This is a genomic window from Streptomyces sp., assembly GCF_036524955.1.
GTDB lineage: Bacteria > Actinomycetota > Actinomycetes > Streptomycetales > Streptomycetaceae > Actinacidiphila.
The window spans coordinates 46831-62565 of the sequence record NZ_DATDBG010000147.1; the positions used below are offsets into that span (position 1 = coordinate 46831).

Consider the following 15735-nt stretch of genomic DNA (forward strand, 5'->3'; position numbering starts at 1 on the left):
TGTGAAAGCCCTCGCCGCCGGGGCGCATGCGACGGCGCGACCGGGCGAGTCCGTCGTACCTGTGAGCGCGCGGTGACGCGCCACGCGTCGTACAACGACGACCCGTACGCGGACCACTGGTTCGAGAAGCAGCTGACCTGATCCGGGGGCGGGGGCGCCGCCCCCGCCGCCCGACCGGGTGCCGTCCCGCCGTGCGAGCGGGTGCCGCGTCGCGCGACGGGGCCGCGCCTCGGCGGTCGCCCGCCCGCGACCTGGATAATGCGGGCAGGAGTCCAGCGAAGAGAGCGGGTTCAGCATCGTGACGACGTCGGTTGTGCGGTCGGTCGAGGCCAGGATCGCCGAGGAGCTCGGCGTACGCGAAGGGCAGGTACGGGCGGCGGTCGGGCTGCTGGACGGCGGCGCGACGGTGCCGTTCATCGCGCGCTACCGCAAGGAGGCCACCGGCACCCTGGACGACAGCCAGCTGCGCACCCTGGAGGAGCGGCTGCGCTACCTGCGCGAGCTGGACGAGCGGCGCGCGGCCGTACTGGAGTCGATCGAGTCGCAGGGCAAGCTGGACGACGCGCTCCGGGCACAGATCATGGCCGCCGACTCCAAGGCGCGCCTCGAGGACATCTACCTGCCGTACAAGCCCAAGCGCCGCACCAAGGCGCAGATCGCGAGGGAAGCCGGCCTCGAACCGCTCGCCGACGCGCTGCTCGCAGACCCCGGACTGGACCCCCAGGCCGAGGCGGCGTCGTACGTCTCCGCGGACCGGGGCGTCGAGGACGCCGCGGCGGCGCTGGAGGGCGCGCGGGCGGTCCTCACCGAGCGCTTCTCGGAGGACGCCGACCTGGTCGGCGAGTTGCGCACCCGGATGTGGAACCGCGGCCGACTGGTGGCGAAGGTGCGGGACGGGAAGCAGGAGAGCGGCGCGAAGTTCTCCGACTACTTCGACTTCGCCGAACCCTTCACCAAGCTCCCCTCGCACCGGGTGCTGGCCATGCTGCGCGGTGAGAAGGAGGAGGTGCTCGACCTCACCCTCGAACCGGAGGAGCCTGCCGAGGGCCCGACCGGCTTCGAGCGGCGCATCGCCCAGCAGTTCGGCGTCGCCGACCGCGGCCGGCCCGCCGACAAGTGGCTCGGCGACACCGTCCGCTGGGCCTGGCGCACCCGCTTCCTGGTCCGCCTCGGCATCGACCTGCGGGTCCAGTTGCGCCAGCAGGCCGAGGACGAGGCGGTACGGGTCTTCGCCGCGAACCTGCGCGACCTGCTGCTCGCCGCGCCCGCCGGCACCCGCGCCACCATGGGACTCGACCCGGGCCTGCGCACCGGCGTGAAGGTCGCCGTGGTGGACGCCACCGGCAAGGTCGTCGCCACCGACACGATCTACCCGCACGCCCCGCGCAACCGCTGGGACGAGTCGCTGGCCGCCCTCGCCCGGCTGGCCGCCGCCCACCAGGTGGACCTGATCGCCATCGGCAACGGCACCGCCTCCCGCGAGACCGACAAGCTCGCCGCCGACCTCATCAGGCTGCACCCCGAACTGAAGCTCACCAGGGCCGTGGTCTCCGAGGCGGGCGCCTCGGTCTACTCCGCCTCCGCCTACGCCTCCGCGGAACTCCCCGACCTGGACGTGTCCCTGCGCGGCGCGGTGTCCATCGCCCGCCGCCTCCAGGACCCGCTCGCCGAACTGGTCAAGATCGACCCGCGATCCATCGGTGTCGGCCAGTACCAGCACGACCTGTCCGAGGTGAAGCTGTCCCGCTCCCTCGACACGGTGGTCGAGGACTGCGTGAACGGCGTCGGCGTGGACGTCAACACCGCCTCCGTACCGCTGCTGCGCCGCGTCTCCGGCATCACCGAGGGCCTGGCCGCCAACATCGTCGCCCACCGCGACACCAACGGCCCCTTCCGCACCCGCAAGGCCCTCAAGGAGGTGGCGCGGCTCGGCCCGAAGGCGTACGAGCAGTGCGCCGGCTTCCTGCGGATCCAGGGCGGCGACGACCCGCTGGACGCCTCCAGCGTGCACCCGGAGGCGTACCCCGTCGTCCGGCGGATCAGCGCGACGGCCGGCACCGGCATCTCCTCGCTGATCGGCAACGGCTCCGTGCTGCGCGGGCTGAGGCCGCAGGACTTCGTGGACGAGTCGTTCGGCCTGCCGACCGTCACCGACATCCTCGCCGAACTGGAGAAGCCCGGCCGCGACCCGCGCCCCGCCTTCAGGACAGCGACCTTCAAGGAGGGCGTGGAGGAGATGACGGACCTGCGGCCGGGGATGCTGCTGGAGGGCGTGGTCACCAACGTCGCCGCCTTCGGCGCCTTCGTGGACGTCGGCGTGCACCAGGACGGTCTGGTCCACGTCTCCGCGCTGTCCGACTCGTATGTGTCGGACCCGCGTGACGTCGTGAAGCCCGGTGACATCGTCCGGGTCAAGGTGCTGGACGTGGACCTGCCGCGCAAGCGGATCTCGCTGACGCTGCGGCTGGAGGAGGAGCCGCGTGCCCGGCGGGGCGAGGAGCGGGGCGGGGAGCGGCGGCAGCCGCCGCGTCAGGGGAGTCGGGGCGGTCACGGCGGCCAGGGCGGTGGCCGGCGCGGTGGCGGGTCCCCCCAGCCGGCCGCGGGCGGCGCCATGGCGGACGCGTTGCGGAGGGCGGGGCTGACGGGGGGCAAGTAGGGCGCGGGTCGCGCACGGGCGTGTCGCGCGCCGAGGTGGTACGGCCCGCCGCGGCGTCCTCGTCCGCCGCGGCGGCCGAACCGGGCCGACCGGTACTTTCCGGGGGAACCCGGGCGGTCCGCGGCGCGTTCCAGTGGGTAGATACGGCGAGGGCGCGGCGCCGCCGCCGTGGACGGAGGCGGGGACATGTCGAATCGTACGAAGGTCGTCATCGGTGGCGTGGCGGTAGGGCTGCTCCTGCTGTACTGGATCCCCCTGTGGGCGTTCTTCCTGATCATCGTGGGCGTCCCGGTGGCCGCCTACCTCACCCTCGACTCCTCCCAGCGGCGTCGGCTGCGCCGGGTCACCCGGCGGCAGATCGGTCGCTGAGCAGGTACGACCCCGGATAGGGTGCCCGGTGCGGTCAGGGGATCCGATCGAGGGGAAGCACGATCCCCGGGGCGGCTTCTCGCGCCTTCCGCCGTGAGACCGAGCCTCTGCCCGGGTGCCGCGGGGCCCGGGCCGTGTTGCCCCCGCGGGAGCCGGTGCCGCCGACCGGCCGGGGGTCACCGCCCCCGTGCCCAGCCGGCCGCCACCGGTCCGCACCCGTGCCGGTCGCCGAAACGTATCGGGGTCGAACGACACCAGGCGTCACGCCGAGCCGGTCAGCGCCGCCTGACCGCCAGTGCCAGATAACGGTTCTCGGCATCGTCCAGCAGCAACAGCTCCCAGCCCGTCGCGTCCAGCAGCCGGCCGATCCGCGGCCGGGCCCGTACATCGTCCGGCCGGAGCCCATGGCCCCTGCGGGCTGCCAGCGCGGCCCGGCCCAGCGGGTGGAACAGCGCCAGCCGCCCGCCCGGCCCGGTCACCCTGGCCAACTCCCGCAGCCCGGCGGCCGGATCGGGCAGATGATGCACCAGTCCCGCGGCGAACACCGCGTCGAACACGCCCTCCCGGAACGGAAGCAGTTCACTGTCCGCCTCAACGAGGGCGCCCGCACCGCGGCGGCCCAGGGCCGCGGCCTCGCGCAACATCTCGGGTGTCAGGTCGACACCCACCACCGTGCCGGAGGCGCCGACCGCACCCCGCAGCAACGGCAACGCCCGTGCCGTTCCGCACCCCACGTCGAGCGCCCGCCCGCCGGGCAGCAGCCCCAGTTCGCCGACCGCCGCCGCGTAGGCCGGCGTGTCATCGGGGTATCGCGTCTCCCAGCCGACCGCCCGGGCCGCGAAGAACTCCCTGATTCCTGTTGTCCGCTCTCCTTGCCGGCCATGCATCATGATCCTATGATCCCCTTCCGCTCCGTCGCTCTCTTCATGTTCGCCGCGCTGCTGGAGATCGGCGGCGCGTGGCTGATCTGGCAAGGGGTGCGTGAGCACCGCGGCACCGCCTGGGTGGGGGCCGGGATCGTCGCCCTCGGGCTCTACGGGTTCGTCGCCACCCTCCAGCCGAACGCCGACTTCGGGCGCATCCTGGCCGCCTACGGCGGTGTCTTCGTGGCCGGCTCCCTTCTGTGGGGCGTGGTCCTGGACGGTTACCGGCCCGACCGGTTCGACGTCATCGGGGCAGCGGCCTGTCTGGTGGGGGTGGGCGTCATCATGTACGTGCCGCGCGGCGGCTGAATCCCGCCGGTCCGACCTCCCCGGTTCGACTTGATCATGGCTGGCTCCCGAGGAGGGGTTGCCGTGGCGCGCCGACCGGTACAGGCTCGTACCGCAGCGGAGAACGGGAGGCAGGCGATGACGGTGGGCAACGGGCTCGCATGGCTGCTCGACGACCTGACGCAGCGAGTGCCGCATGTGCAGCACGCGCTCGTCCTGTCGAACGACGGGTTGGTCACCGGAGTCAGCGGAGACCTGGACCGTCCGACCGCCGAACATCTGGCCGCCGTGTCCTCCGGGTTCCACAGCCTCGCCAAGGGCGCCGGCCGCCAGTTCGGCACCGGAGGTGTCCGCCAGACCATGGTCGAGTTCGACGAGGGCTTTCTCTTCGTGACCGCCGCCGGCGACGGCAGTTGCCTGTCCGTGCTCAGCGGCATGGAAGCCGACGTCGGTCAGGTCGCCTACGAGATGACCCTCCTCGTTCACCGGGTCGGCGAGCACCTCGGGGTCGCCCCCCGGCAATCCGGCGCGGCACCGTTCTGACACCGTTGCCCGGGGGCGGTCGCATTCCGGCGGTCCCGGGCGGTCCCGTGCCGGCTGTTCGGTGTCGGCGGTGCCGATCCCGCGGCGGTCAGCCCGGCGGCGGTCCATCCGGCGACCGCAGCCCGTCAGGGTCAACGCGCGGCCATGACCACGGGATCGGCTTCCCCAACCTGGTTGTGGGACTCGCTTCCACGCTGCGGACGGCGCCGCTCCCCCCGGGGATGCCACCGCCGGGCGCCGCCGCCCGCAGCCGGTCCGTGCGCGCGGCGCGGACCGCGCGGGCTGCCGGGGGCGCCGGTCAGCCACCGACCTTGCGGAACAACCCCTCCTGCATCACGGAGACGACGAGACGTCCCTGGCGGTCGAAGATCTGGCCCCGCGCCAGCCCGCGAGCCCCGGTCGCGGTGGGTGACTCCTGCTGGTAGAGGAACCACTCGTCGGCGCGGAAGGGCCGGTGGAACCACATGGCGTGATCGAGGGAGGCCATGTCGAAGCCCCGCGGCCCCCAGAGCGGTTCGACCGGTACGCGCACCGCGTCGAGCAGCATCATGTCGCTCGCATAGGTGAGCGCGCAGGTGTGCACCAGCGGATCGTCGCCCAGCGGTCCCACCGCGCGCATCCACACCGCGCTGCGCGGTTCGGCGCCCTCGATCTCCCGGGGCGTCCAGCGCAGCCGCTCCACGTAGCGAATGTCGAACGGCTGGCGTCGGTCCATCCGCTCCAGCGTCTCCGGCAGCACTCCCAGGTGCGCCCGGAGTTCGTCGCCGAGCCGCGGCAGGCTCTCCGGTTCCGGTACCGCGGGCATCGGCAACTGGTGCTCGAAACCTGGCTCCGGCTGGTGGAAGGAGGCCGTCAGATTGAAGATCGTCCGACCCTGCTGGATGGCCACCACCCGCCGGGTGGTGAAGGAGCGGCCGTCACGCACCCGCTCGACCTGGTAGACGATCGGCACGCCGGGCCGGCCCGGCCGCAGGAAGTACGCGTGCAGCGAGTGCACCGGCCGGGTACCGTCCGTGGTACGGCCCGCCGCCACCAGCGCCTGCCCGGCCACCTGGCCGCCGAACACCCGCTGCAGCCGCTCCTCGGGGCTGCGCCCGCGGAAGATGTTCTCCTCGATCCGCTCCAGGTCGAGCAGATCGACCAGCCGCTCGGCCGGATTGCTCATCGCGATCCTTTCGTCATCGCCCGGTTCACAGTTCGCCCACGCCGGTCAGCCGGATCACCGCACGGCCCTCGTCGTCGGAGGCCGCCAGGTCGACCTCGGCGGAGATACCCCAGCCGTGGTCTCCGTCGGGGTCGGCGAAGGTCTGCCGCACCCGCCACAGGCCGTGTTCCGGCTGCTCCTCGATGAGCAGCAGCTTCGGGCCGCGGGCGTCGGGACCGGTGCCGAGGTCGTCGTACTCGTCCCAGTACGCGTCCATGGCGTCCGCCCACGCGTCGGTGTCCCAGCCGCTCTCCGCGTCGAGTTCGCCGAGCTGCTCGTACTTCTCCAGCGCGGCCAGTTCGACCCGGCGGAAGAGGGCGTTGCGGACCAGGACACGGAAGGCGCGGGCGTTCGCCGTGACCGGTTTGACCTGGTCGGCGCGCTCGGCGGCCTCCTCGGCGCTCTCCTCTTCCGGGTTGGCGAGCTGTTCCCACTCGTCGAGCAGGCTGGAGTCGACCTGCCGGACCAGCTCACCGAGCCAGGCGGTCAGATCCTGGAAGTCCTCCGACTTCAGATCGTCCGGCACGGTGTGCTCCAGCGCCTTGTAGGCGCCGGCCAGGTAGCGCAGCACGATGCCCTCGGTCCTGGCGAGTTCGTAGTACGAGGTGAACTCGGAGAAGGTCATGGCCCGCTCGTACATGTCGCGGACCACGGACTTGGGGGAGAGCGGGTGGTCGCCGACCCACGGGTGGCTTTTCCGGTAGACGCCGTAGGCGTGCAGCAGCAGCTCCTCCATGGGCTTGGGGTAGGACACGTCCTGGAGGCGCTCCATGCGCTCCTCGTACTCGATGCCGTCGGCCTTCATCGCGGCCACCGCTTCGCCGCGCGCCTTGTTCTGCTGCGCGGCCAGGATCTGCCGCGGGTCGTCGAGGGTGGACTCCACGACGGACACCATGTCCAGGGCGTACGAGGGGGATTCGGGGTCGAGGAGTTCGAAGGAGGCCAGCGCGAACGTGGACAGCGGCTGGTTGAGCGCGAAGTCCTGCTGGAGGTCGACGGTGAGCCGCACGATCCTGCCCTCGGAGTCCGGCTCGTCGAGCCGCTCCACCACACCGCCGGACACCAGCGAGCGGTAGATCGCGATGGCGCGGCGGATGTGCCGAAGCTGGGACCGCCGGTCCTCGTGGTTGTCCTCCAGCAGCCTGCGCATCGCCTCGAAGGCGTTGCCCGGTCGGGCGATGACCGACAGCAACATCGCGTGCGTCACCCGGAAGCGGGAGGTGAGCGGCTCGGGCTCGGACCCGATCAGCTTCTCGAAGGTGCTCTGGGACCAGCTCACGAACCCCTCGGGAGCCTTCTTCCGCACCACCTTGCGGCGCTTCTTGGGATCGTCGCCCGCCTTCGCGAGCGCCTTCTCGTTCTCGATGACATGCTCGGGCGCCTGCGCCACCACGAAGCCCGCCGTGTCGAACCCCGCCCGCCCCGCGCGGCCGGCGATCTGGTGGAACTCCCGCGCCCGCAGAACCCGTACACGCTGCCCGTCGTACTTGGTCAGCGCCGTGAAGAGCACCGTGCGGATGGGCACGTTGACGCCCACGCCCAGCGTGTCCGTCCCGCAGATCACCTTGAGCAGGCCGGCCTGGGCGAGTTTCTCCACCAGCCGCCGGTACTTGGGCAGCATCCCGGCGTGATGCACGCCGATGCCGTGCCGCACGAAGCGGGACAGGTTGCGGCCGAAGGCGGTGGTGAAGCGGAAATTGCCGATCAGTTCGGCGATGGCGTCCTTCTCGGCGCGCGAGCACATGTTGATGCTCATGAGTGCCTGCGCCCGCTCGACAGCCGCCGCCTGCGTGAAGTGCACGATGTAGACGGGGGACTGGCGGGTCTCCAGGAGTTCGGTGAGGGTCTCCGTCAGCGGGGTGGAGCGGTACTCGTAGCTCAGCGGCACCGGTCGGGTGGCCGACCGTACGACCGCCGTCGGGCGGCCGGTACGGCGGGTCAGGTCCTCCTCGAACCGGGAGACGTCACCGAGCGTCGCCGACATCAGCAGGAACTGGGCCTGCGGCAGCTCGAGCAGCGGGATCTGCCAGGCCCAGCCGCGGTCCGGCTCGGCGTAGAAGTGGAACTCGTCCATGACGACCTGGCCGACGTCGGCGTCCTTGCCGTCCCGCAGCGCGATGGAGGCCAGCACCTCGGCGGTGCAGCAGATCACCGGGGCGTCCGGGTTGACCGAGGCGTCGCCGGTCAGCATCCCGACGTTCTCCGTGCCGAACAGCTTGCACAGGTCGAAGAACTTCTCGGACACCAGCGCCTTGATCGGCGCGGTGTAGAACGTGACCTCGTCGCGGGCCAGCGCGGCGAAGTGCGCACCGGCGGCGACCAGGCTCTTTCCGGAGCCGGTGGGGGTGGAGAGGATCACGTTCGCACCCGAGACCACCTCGATCAGCGCCTCCTCCTGGGCGGGGTAGAGGGAGATGCCCTGTCCCTCGGCCCACGTCGAGAACGCTTCGAAGAGGGCATCGGGGCCGGGGTCGGCGGGGAGCTGATCGATAAGGGTCACCCCTCCATCTTGCCCGTCCCGGCCATGAGCGGTGGAACCGGAGGAGAAGACCGCGATCGCCAAGGGTAGGGTGTGCCGTCGACGACGCGTCAACAACGCCTGCGGGCGGTTGTCCAGGGGGGATGAGCACCACCATGATGGGACCTGCGCACTCACTGTCCGGAGCGGCGGCGTGGCTCGTCGTCGGGGCTGTCGCGGCGGGCGTCGACCACCCGATGCCGTGGCCCACGCTGGTGGTCGGTGCGCTCATCTGCGCGGGTGCGGCACTCGCCCCCGACCTCGATCACAAGGCGGCCACGATCTCACGGGCCTTCGGACCCTTCTCGCGAGCCCTGTGCGGCATCATCGACGGGCTGGCGCACTCCGCGTACAAGGCGACGAGGAAGATGGGCGACCCCAGGCGTTCCGGCGGTCACCGCACCCTGACCCACACCTGGGTCTGGGCCGTGCTGCTCGGTTCCGGCTCCTCGGCCGCCGCTGTCTACGGTGGGCGCTGGGCGGTGCTGGGGATTCTCTTCGTCCACATGGTGCTGGCCGTGGAGGGCCTGCTGTGGCGGCATGCCCGGATGTCGAGCGACGTCCTGGTCTGGCTGCTCGGTGCCACCAGCGCCTGGGTGCTCGCCGATGTGCTGGACGACCCCGGCAACGGCAAGGCCTGGCTGTTCACCGAGCCGGACCTGCAGTACGTCTGGATCGGCCTGCCGATCGTGCTGGGCGCGCTGGTGCACTGCCTCGGCGACGCACTGACCGTGTCGGGGTGCCCGATCCTGTGGCCGATACCGATCGGCCGCAAGCGCTGGTACCCGGTGGGTCCGCCGAAGTTCATGCGGTTCCGGGCCGGGAGCTGGGTGGAGCTCAAGGTGCTCACCCCGGTGTTCTTCCTGCTCGGCGGGGCAAGCGCGCTCGGCGCCCTGGGCGTCATCGGCTGACCCCGGGTGCGGTCGGGCCGCTCGACCCGACCGCACCGGTGGGCGCGGCACTAGCCGTGCCAGGACCGCCACAGCGCCGCGTAGGCGCCGCCCGCCGCGACCAGCTGGTGGTGGCTGCCCAGTTCGCTGATCCGTCCCTCCTCGACCACCGCGATGACATCGGCGTCGTGCGCGGTGTGCAGCCGGTGTGCGATGGCGACGACCGTGCGGCCGTCGAGCACGCGGGAGAGCGAGCGTTCCAGGTGGCGGGCGGCGCGCGGGTCGAGCAGCGAGGTCGCCTCGTCCAGCACCAGGGTGTGCGGATCGGCGAGGACCAGCCGCGCCAGGGCGAGCTGCTGCGCCTGGGCCGGGGTCAGCACCGACCCGCCGGACCCGACCTCCGTGTCCAACCCGTCGTCCAGCGTCCGCGCCCAGTCCTCGGCGTCCACCGCCCGCAACGCCTCCCAGAGGTCCTCGTCCGCGGCCTCCGGCCGGGCCAGCCGCAGGTTGTCGCGCAGCGTGCCGACGAACACGTGGTGCTCCTGGTTGACCAGGGCGACGTGCTCGCGGACCCGCTCGGCGGGCATCCGGGCCAGGGCCGCGCCGCCGAGGGTGATCTCGCCCGTGCGCGGGGCGTAGATCCCGGCCAGCAGCCGGCCGAGAGTGGACTTGCCCGCGCCGGACGGTCCGACCAGGGCCAGCCGGGTGCCCGGCGGCACGTTCAGCGTCACACCGTGCAGCACGTCGCTGCCCGCCCGGTAGCCGAACCGCACCCTGTCGGCCGCCACCTCCCGCCCGTCGGGCGAGATCGCCTCGTCGCCCTCGGCCTCGGCGATCTCGCGCACTCCGACGAGCCGGGCCAGTGACACCTGGGCGACCTGGAGCTCGTCGTACCAGCGCAGGATGAGGTTGACCGGATCGACGAGCATCTGCGCGTACAGGGCGCCGGTGGTCAGCTCGCCCGCCGTCACCCAGCCGCGCAGCGCGAAGGCGCCGCCGATCATCAGCACGGAGGCCAGGATCAGCGTGTGCGTCAGGTTGATCACCGGGAACAGGACACTGCGCAGCCACAGGGTGTAGCGCTCCCACGCCACCCACTGGCCGATCCGGCGCCGGGACAGCTCCTCGCGGCGGACGCCCAGTCCGTGCGCCTCGATGGTGCGCCCGGCGTCCACCGACTCGGCGAGCACCGCGGCGACGGCCGCGTATCCGGCGGCTTCGGAGCGGTAGCCCTGCGGGGCGCGCCGGAAGTACCAGCGGCAGCCCGCCAGCAGCAGGGGCAGGGCGACCAGGACGGACAGCGCGAGCGGCGGCGAGGTGACGGTGAGCGCGCCGAGCAGCAGTCCTGCCCACACCACGGCGATCGCGAGCTGCGGCACGGCCTCACGCATCGCGTTGGACAGCCGGTCGATGTCGGTGGTGATCCGCGACAGCAGGTCACCGGTACCGGCCCGCTCCAGCACGCCCGGCGGGAGCGCCACCGACCGCACCAGGAAGTCCTCCCGCAGGTCGGCCAGCATCCGCTCGCCGAGGATCGCCCCGCGCAGCCGCACCAGCCGGACGAAGAACGCCTGCACGGCCAGTGCGGTGAGGAAGAGCGCCACCGTCCGCCCCAGACCGATCTCCCGGTCGCCGGTCGACAGGTCCTCCACCAGGCCGCCGAGCAGGTAGGGGCCGACCATCGAGGCGAGAACCGCGACGGTGTTGACGGTCACCAGCACGGCGAAGGCACGCCGGTGCCGCCGGGCCAGCTCGCGCACGTAGGCGCGTACCGTCGCCGGGGAGCCCACCAGAAGGGTCGTGCTCTGCCGCGTCGCGTCCGGATCGTAGTCCGGCGGTGGGACGCCGATCATGCGGACTCCTCCATCGGCAGGGCGGTACGGGCCGCCGGAGCGGCCGGTGCGGGAACCGCGGACGACTCGGCTTCGGTGTCGCGGGTGACCACGGCGCGGTACCGGGAGTTCGTCCGCAGCAGGTCGTGGTGGCCTCCGGTCGCGGTCACCGTGCCGTCCTCCACGAGGACCACGCGGTCGGCGCGGTCCAGGACCAGCGGACTCGACGTCAGGACAACGGTCGTACGGTCGGCGCGGATCTCCTTCAGGGTGCGGGCGATCCGGGCCTCGGTGTGGGCATCCACGGCCGAGGTCGGCTCGTCCAGCACCAGCACCTGCGGGTCGGCCACCAGCGACCGCGCCAGGGCGAGCCGCTGGCGCTGGCCACCGGACAGGGACCGGCCGCGTTCGGTGATCCGGGCCCGCATCGGATCGCCGGATTCCGCGTCCGCGCCGGCCAGGGACTGCGCCAGCGCGTCCAGTACGTCTCCGCACTGCGCCGCAGCCAGCGCGGCCCGCGCCGGGACCCGGCCGGACGACGGCACGTCCAGCAGTTCGGCCAGGGTCCCGGAGAGCAGGATGGGGTCCTTGTCCTGGACGAGTACGGCCGCGCGGGCCGCCGCCAGCGGGAGGGCGTCGAGCGCCTGCCCGCCGAGCAGCGCGGACGCCGCACCCGCGGCAGCCGCCGGGCTGTGTCCGCCGAGCCGGTCGGCCAGCCGCCCCGCCGCGTCCGGGTCCCCGCACACCACAGCGGTGAGCAGCCCCGCGGGTGCGCGCAGCCCGGACTCCGGGTCGTACAGGTCGCCGGCGGCGGCCGACGCGTCCCCGTCGAGCGCGAGGTCCGCGTTCACCCGCCGCAGGGCCAGTACGCGGGCGGCACGTTTGGCGGAAGGCCGGGAGAACGACCAGGCCATGGCCATCTCCTCGAAGTTCCGCAGCGGGAGCATCAGGAAGGCCACCGAGCCGTACACGGTGACCAGTTCGCCCACCGAGATCCGCCCGTCGAGTGCGAGCCTGGCGCCGTACCACGCGACCGCGACCAGCAGCAGTCCGGGCAGCGCCACTTGGACGGCACTGATCAGCGCCCACATCCGGGCGCTGTGGACGGCTGCGGTGCGTACCTGCTGGGAGGCGCGGCGGTACCGGTCGAGGAAGAGCTCCTCGCCGCCGATGCCGCGCAGTACCCGCAGACCGGCGACGGTGTCGGCCGCCAACTCCGTCGCCCGGCCGGCCTTCTCCCGCTGGAGATCGGCCCGCCGGGTGGCGGCGGGCAGCAGCGGCAGCACCGCCAGCGCCAGTACGGGCAGGGCCGCGGCGACCAGCAGGCCGAGCGCGGGCTGGTACACCAGCAGGGCGACCGCGATGCCGACGGAGGCGAGCAGGGCGGAGGTGAAGCGTGCCATCGTCTCCACGAACCAGCCGATCTTCTCCACGTCGCCGGTGCTGACCGCCACCACCTCGCCGGCCGCCACCCGCCGGGTGAGGACGGAACCCAGTTCGACGGTCTTGCGGGCCAGCAGTTGCTGGACCCTGGCGGCGACGAAGATCCAGTTGGTCACGGCGGTGCGGTGCAGCATCGTGTCGCAGAGCGCGGTCAGCGCGCCGAGCAGCAGCATCAGCCCGCCCGAAAGCGCGAGGCGCGCACCTGAACCGTCCACGACGGCCTGCACCGCCATGCCGACCGCGGCCGGGAACGCCGCCACGGCGGACAGATGGAGGGTGCCCCACGCGGTTGCTGTCAGCTGCCCGCGCCACTGGCGCACCTCGAGCCAGAGCAGGAAACGGAGACCCGACCGGACGTCGGGCGTGCCCGGATCGGGAAGGGGAAGGCTGCGTAGGGACGGCATGATGTCCTGGGGTATAGGGGTGGGAAGGTCGGCGGAGCGCGATCGGTGGCGTAACACGGAGAGACCATGCCGGGAGCGGTCCGGAGCCGTGCAAGACTCGCCTCGCGGCCTGTACCCGGTCAACTGGTTTTTGCGCGGGGGACGGGAACGAGCCACGGCCGTACGCACGTTCACCAGCACGGACGGAAGAGGGGGGAGTCATGCGGCGAACGGTGACGATGGGGGCGGCGACGGCGGTCGGCGCTCTGCTCCTGGCGGGCTGCGGCAGCGGCGGGGGCGGCCCGGAGGACTCCGGCGCCACCGGACGCGCCGGCAAACGGCCGGTCGCGGCTGCCGCGCCCACGCCCGACAGCCGCACGCTGCCCGGTATCGGCCCGGCGACGTCCGCGAAGGTGCCCGGTTCCGCCCGGCAGGCCGTCGTGGTCTACGGCGCGGGCCCGACCTCTGCCAACGCGACCGTCGCACTGTTCACCAGGACCGGTGACCGATGGCACCGCGGCCCGAGCTGGGCGGCGCACAACGGCGACCACGGGTGGACCTCCGAGCACCACGAGGGGGACCGGAAGAGCCCGATCGGCGTGTTCACCCTGCACGACGCGGGGGGTGTCCTCGCCGACCCCGGTGCGCAGCTGCCCTACCACCACTCGCGGTCCTTCGCTCCGCCCGCCTCCTGGCTGCCCGACTACCAGCACGACTTCGACTATGTGATCGCCATCGACTACAACCGGGTCGTCGGCACGTCACCGAACGACCCGACCCGGCCCCTGGGCCGGTCGAAGGGCGGCGGCATCTGGCTGCACATGGATCACGGCAGTGGAAGCGCCGCCTGCGTGACGCTGCCGAAGGACGCGATGCGGTACCTGCTGCGGACGTTGGACCCCGCCGCGAACCCCGTCGTCGTGATGGGTGACAAGGCGCATCTCGCGGGCTGAGCCGAACCGGCCGGGCTGAGCCGAACCGGCCGGGCTGAGCCCGCGTCAGGCCCGCCCGCGTGCGAGCCTCAGCCCCGCCGCCTCCCGCAACACCCTTGCAGCAACGGGTCGGAACTTCTTCCGCTCACCGTATTGACGTGTCCGCATCCAAAGCGGGATCCTCCTCCGCGGAACCCCGAGGGACCGCGGGGTTCCGTTCCCCCACCCGGCGGCCAGGCGCGTGGCTGCCTTCGAGGGCACCACGCGTGCCCGTACACCGAAGGAGCCGCCCATGAGATCCCGCTTACTCAACGCAGTGCTGGCCGTGTCCGTCGCCGCGGCCGGCCTGGTCGCCGTCTCCTCGCAGTACCAGGCGCAGGCGACCCCGCCCGGCGGCAAGGACGTCACCGCGACGCTCTTCGAGTGGAAGTACGACTCGGTCGCCTCGGCCTGCACCAGCAGCCTCGGCCCCGCCGGCTACGGCTTCGTGGAGGTCTCCCCGCCGCAGGAGCACGTTCAGGGCTCCGCGTGGTGGACGTCGTACCAACCCGTCAGCTACAAGATCGCCGGCCGGCTCGGAAACGCCGCCTCCTTCAAGCACATGGTGGACACCTGCCACGCCGCCGGTGTGAAGGTCATCGCCGACGCGGTGATCAACCACATGTCCGCGGGCTCCGGCACCGGGACCGGCGGCACGAACTACACGAAGTACAACTACCCCGGTTACTACCAGGACTGGGACTTCCACACCTGCCGGACCAGCATCACCAACTACGCCGACCGCGGCAATGTGCAGAACTGCGAGCTGGTCGGCCTCGCGGACCTCGACACCGGCAGCGACTATGTGCGGTCCACCATCGCCGGGTATCTCAACAGCCTCATCTCGATGGGCGTCGACGGCTTCCGGATCGACGCCGCCAAGCACATCGCCGCCGCCGACCTGTCCGCCGTCAAGGCCAAGCTCAGCAAACCGGGGATCTTCTGGGCCCAGGAGGTCATCTACGGCGCGGGCGAGGCCGTGCAGCCCGGAGAGTACACCGGCACCGGCGACGTGGACGTCTTCCAGGGTGCGTTCGACCTGAAGCGGATCTTCACCAGCGAGAGGCTGGCCTACCTGAACAGCTGGGGCGCCGCGTGGGGCGCCGGCTACCTGCCCAGCGCCAACAGCCGTACCTTCGTGGACAACTGGGACACCGAGCGCAACGGATCCACCCTCAACTACAAGTACAACGCCACCTACACCCTCGCCAACGTCTACCTGCTGGCGTGGCCGTACGGTTCGCCGAACGTCTACTCCGGCTACGAGTTCTCGGACAACGACGCCGGCCCGCCGCTCGGCGGCACCGTCAACGCCTGCTACAGCGACGGCTGGAAGTGCCAGCACGCCTGGCCGCAGATCGCCGGCATGGTCGGTTTCCGCAACGCCGTCTCCGGCACCGCGGTCACCAACTGGTGGGACAACGGCAACAACGCCATCGCCTTCGGGCGCGGCGCCAAGGGCTATGTCGCGATCAACCACGAGGGCGGCGCGATCACCCGGACGTTCACCACCTCGCTGCCGGGCGGCACCTACTGTGACGTGCAGCACGGCGGCGCCAGGTACACCGTCGGCACGGACGGCAGGTTCACCGCCACCGTCGGTGCCAACGACGCGGTCGCCCTCTACGCCGGGGCGCCCTGCGTGTAGCGGACGCGACCGGCGACCACCGGCCCGGCATGTTCCCGGCGGAGCGATGTGACGTCACACACGCCGG

Annotated in this window: 12 protein-coding genes; 7 read left to right on the forward strand and 5 right to left on the reverse strand. The window is 72.1% G+C overall.

The features are described 5' to 3' along the window. Positions 1-298: 298 nt before the first annotated feature. A complete protein-coding gene (locus VIW71_RS12055) occupies positions 299-2656 on the forward strand; it encodes a Tex family protein (protein ID WP_331622104.1) in 2358 nt (785 codons plus the stop codon). A 186-nt stretch (positions 2657-2842) separates the two neighbouring features. After that, on the forward strand, positions 2843-3025 hold the full coding sequence (locus VIW71_RS12060; RefSeq protein WP_331622105.1) for a hypothetical protein: 183 nt from the start codon (positions 2843-2845) through the stop codon (positions 3023-3025). 275 nt (positions 3026-3300) lie between these two features. On the opposite strand, the gene VIW71_RS12065 is transcribed toward VIW71_RS12060, so the two are convergent. Further along, entirely contained in the window at positions 3301-3912 is a 612-nt protein-coding gene (locus tag VIW71_RS12065) for a class I SAM-dependent methyltransferase (protein ID WP_414720732.1), read from the reverse strand. A 9-nt stretch (positions 3913-3921) separates the two neighbouring features. Between VIW71_RS12065 and VIW71_RS12070 the strand changes: the two genes are divergently transcribed. Together VIW71_RS12070 and VIW71_RS12075 are read left to right on the forward strand one after the other, a co-directional pair. Beyond that, on the forward strand, positions 3922-4257 hold the full coding sequence (locus VIW71_RS12070; RefSeq protein ID WP_331622107.1) for a YnfA family protein: 336 nt from the start codon (positions 3922-3924) through the stop codon (positions 4255-4257). A gap of 117 nt (positions 4258-4374) precedes the next feature. Further along, complete coding sequence (locus VIW71_RS12075) at positions 4375-4779, forward strand: roadblock/LC7 domain-containing protein (protein WP_331622108.1); 405 nt, start codon at positions 4375-4377, stop codon at positions 4777-4779. A 298-nt stretch (positions 4780-5077) separates the two neighbouring features. Here the strand turns inward: VIW71_RS12075 and VIW71_RS12080 are convergent, their stop codons facing one another. Together VIW71_RS12080 and VIW71_RS12085 are read right to left on the reverse strand one after the other, a co-directional pair. After that, entirely contained in the window at positions 5078-5944 is an 867-nt protein-coding gene (locus VIW71_RS12080) for an acyl-CoA thioesterase (protein ID WP_331622109.1), read from the reverse strand. A gap of 25 nt (positions 5945-5969) precedes the next feature. Beyond that, positions 5970-8483, reverse strand: coding sequence for a DEAD/DEAH box helicase (locus VIW71_RS12085; protein WP_331622110.1), 2514 nt, complete (start codon positions 8481-8483; stop codon positions 5970-5972). Positions 8484-8617: 134 nt separating this feature from the next. Between VIW71_RS12085 and VIW71_RS12090 the strand changes: the two genes are divergently transcribed. Then, positions 8618-9412: a metal-dependent hydrolase gene (locus tag VIW71_RS12090; protein ID WP_331622132.1), complete on the forward strand. Its 795-nt coding sequence runs from the start codon at positions 8618-8620 to the stop codon at positions 9410-9412. A gap of 50 nt (positions 9413-9462) precedes the next feature. On the opposite strand, the gene VIW71_RS12095 is transcribed toward VIW71_RS12090, so the two are convergent. Together VIW71_RS12095 and VIW71_RS12100 are read right to left on the reverse strand one after the other, a co-directional pair. Beyond that, on the reverse strand, positions 9463-11244 hold the full coding sequence (locus VIW71_RS12095) for an ABC transporter ATP-binding protein (RefSeq protein ID WP_331622111.1): 1782 nt from the start codon (positions 11242-11244) through the stop codon (positions 9463-9465). Then, entirely contained in the window at positions 11241-13070 is a 1830-nt protein-coding gene (locus VIW71_RS12100; protein WP_331622113.1) for an ABC transporter ATP-binding protein, read from the reverse strand. The genes VIW71_RS12095 and VIW71_RS12100 overlap by 4 nt, the downstream gene beginning before the upstream one ends. Positions 13071-13270: 200 nt before the next feature. On the opposite strand from VIW71_RS12100, the gene VIW71_RS12105 reads away from it, so the two are divergent. Together VIW71_RS12105 and VIW71_RS12110 are read left to right on the forward strand one after the other, a co-directional pair. Continuing rightward, complete coding sequence (locus VIW71_RS12105) at positions 13271-14002, forward strand: hypothetical protein (RefSeq protein WP_331622114.1); 732 nt, start codon at positions 13271-13273, stop codon at positions 14000-14002. A 271-nt stretch (positions 14003-14273) separates the two neighbouring features. Beyond that, the gene (locus VIW71_RS12110; protein ID WP_331622115.1) at positions 14274-15668 is read left to right on the forward strand and encodes an alpha-amylase; all 1395 of its coding nucleotides are present in this window, start codon (positions 14274-14276) and stop codon (positions 15666-15668) included. Positions 15669-15735 lie beyond the last annotated feature (67 nt).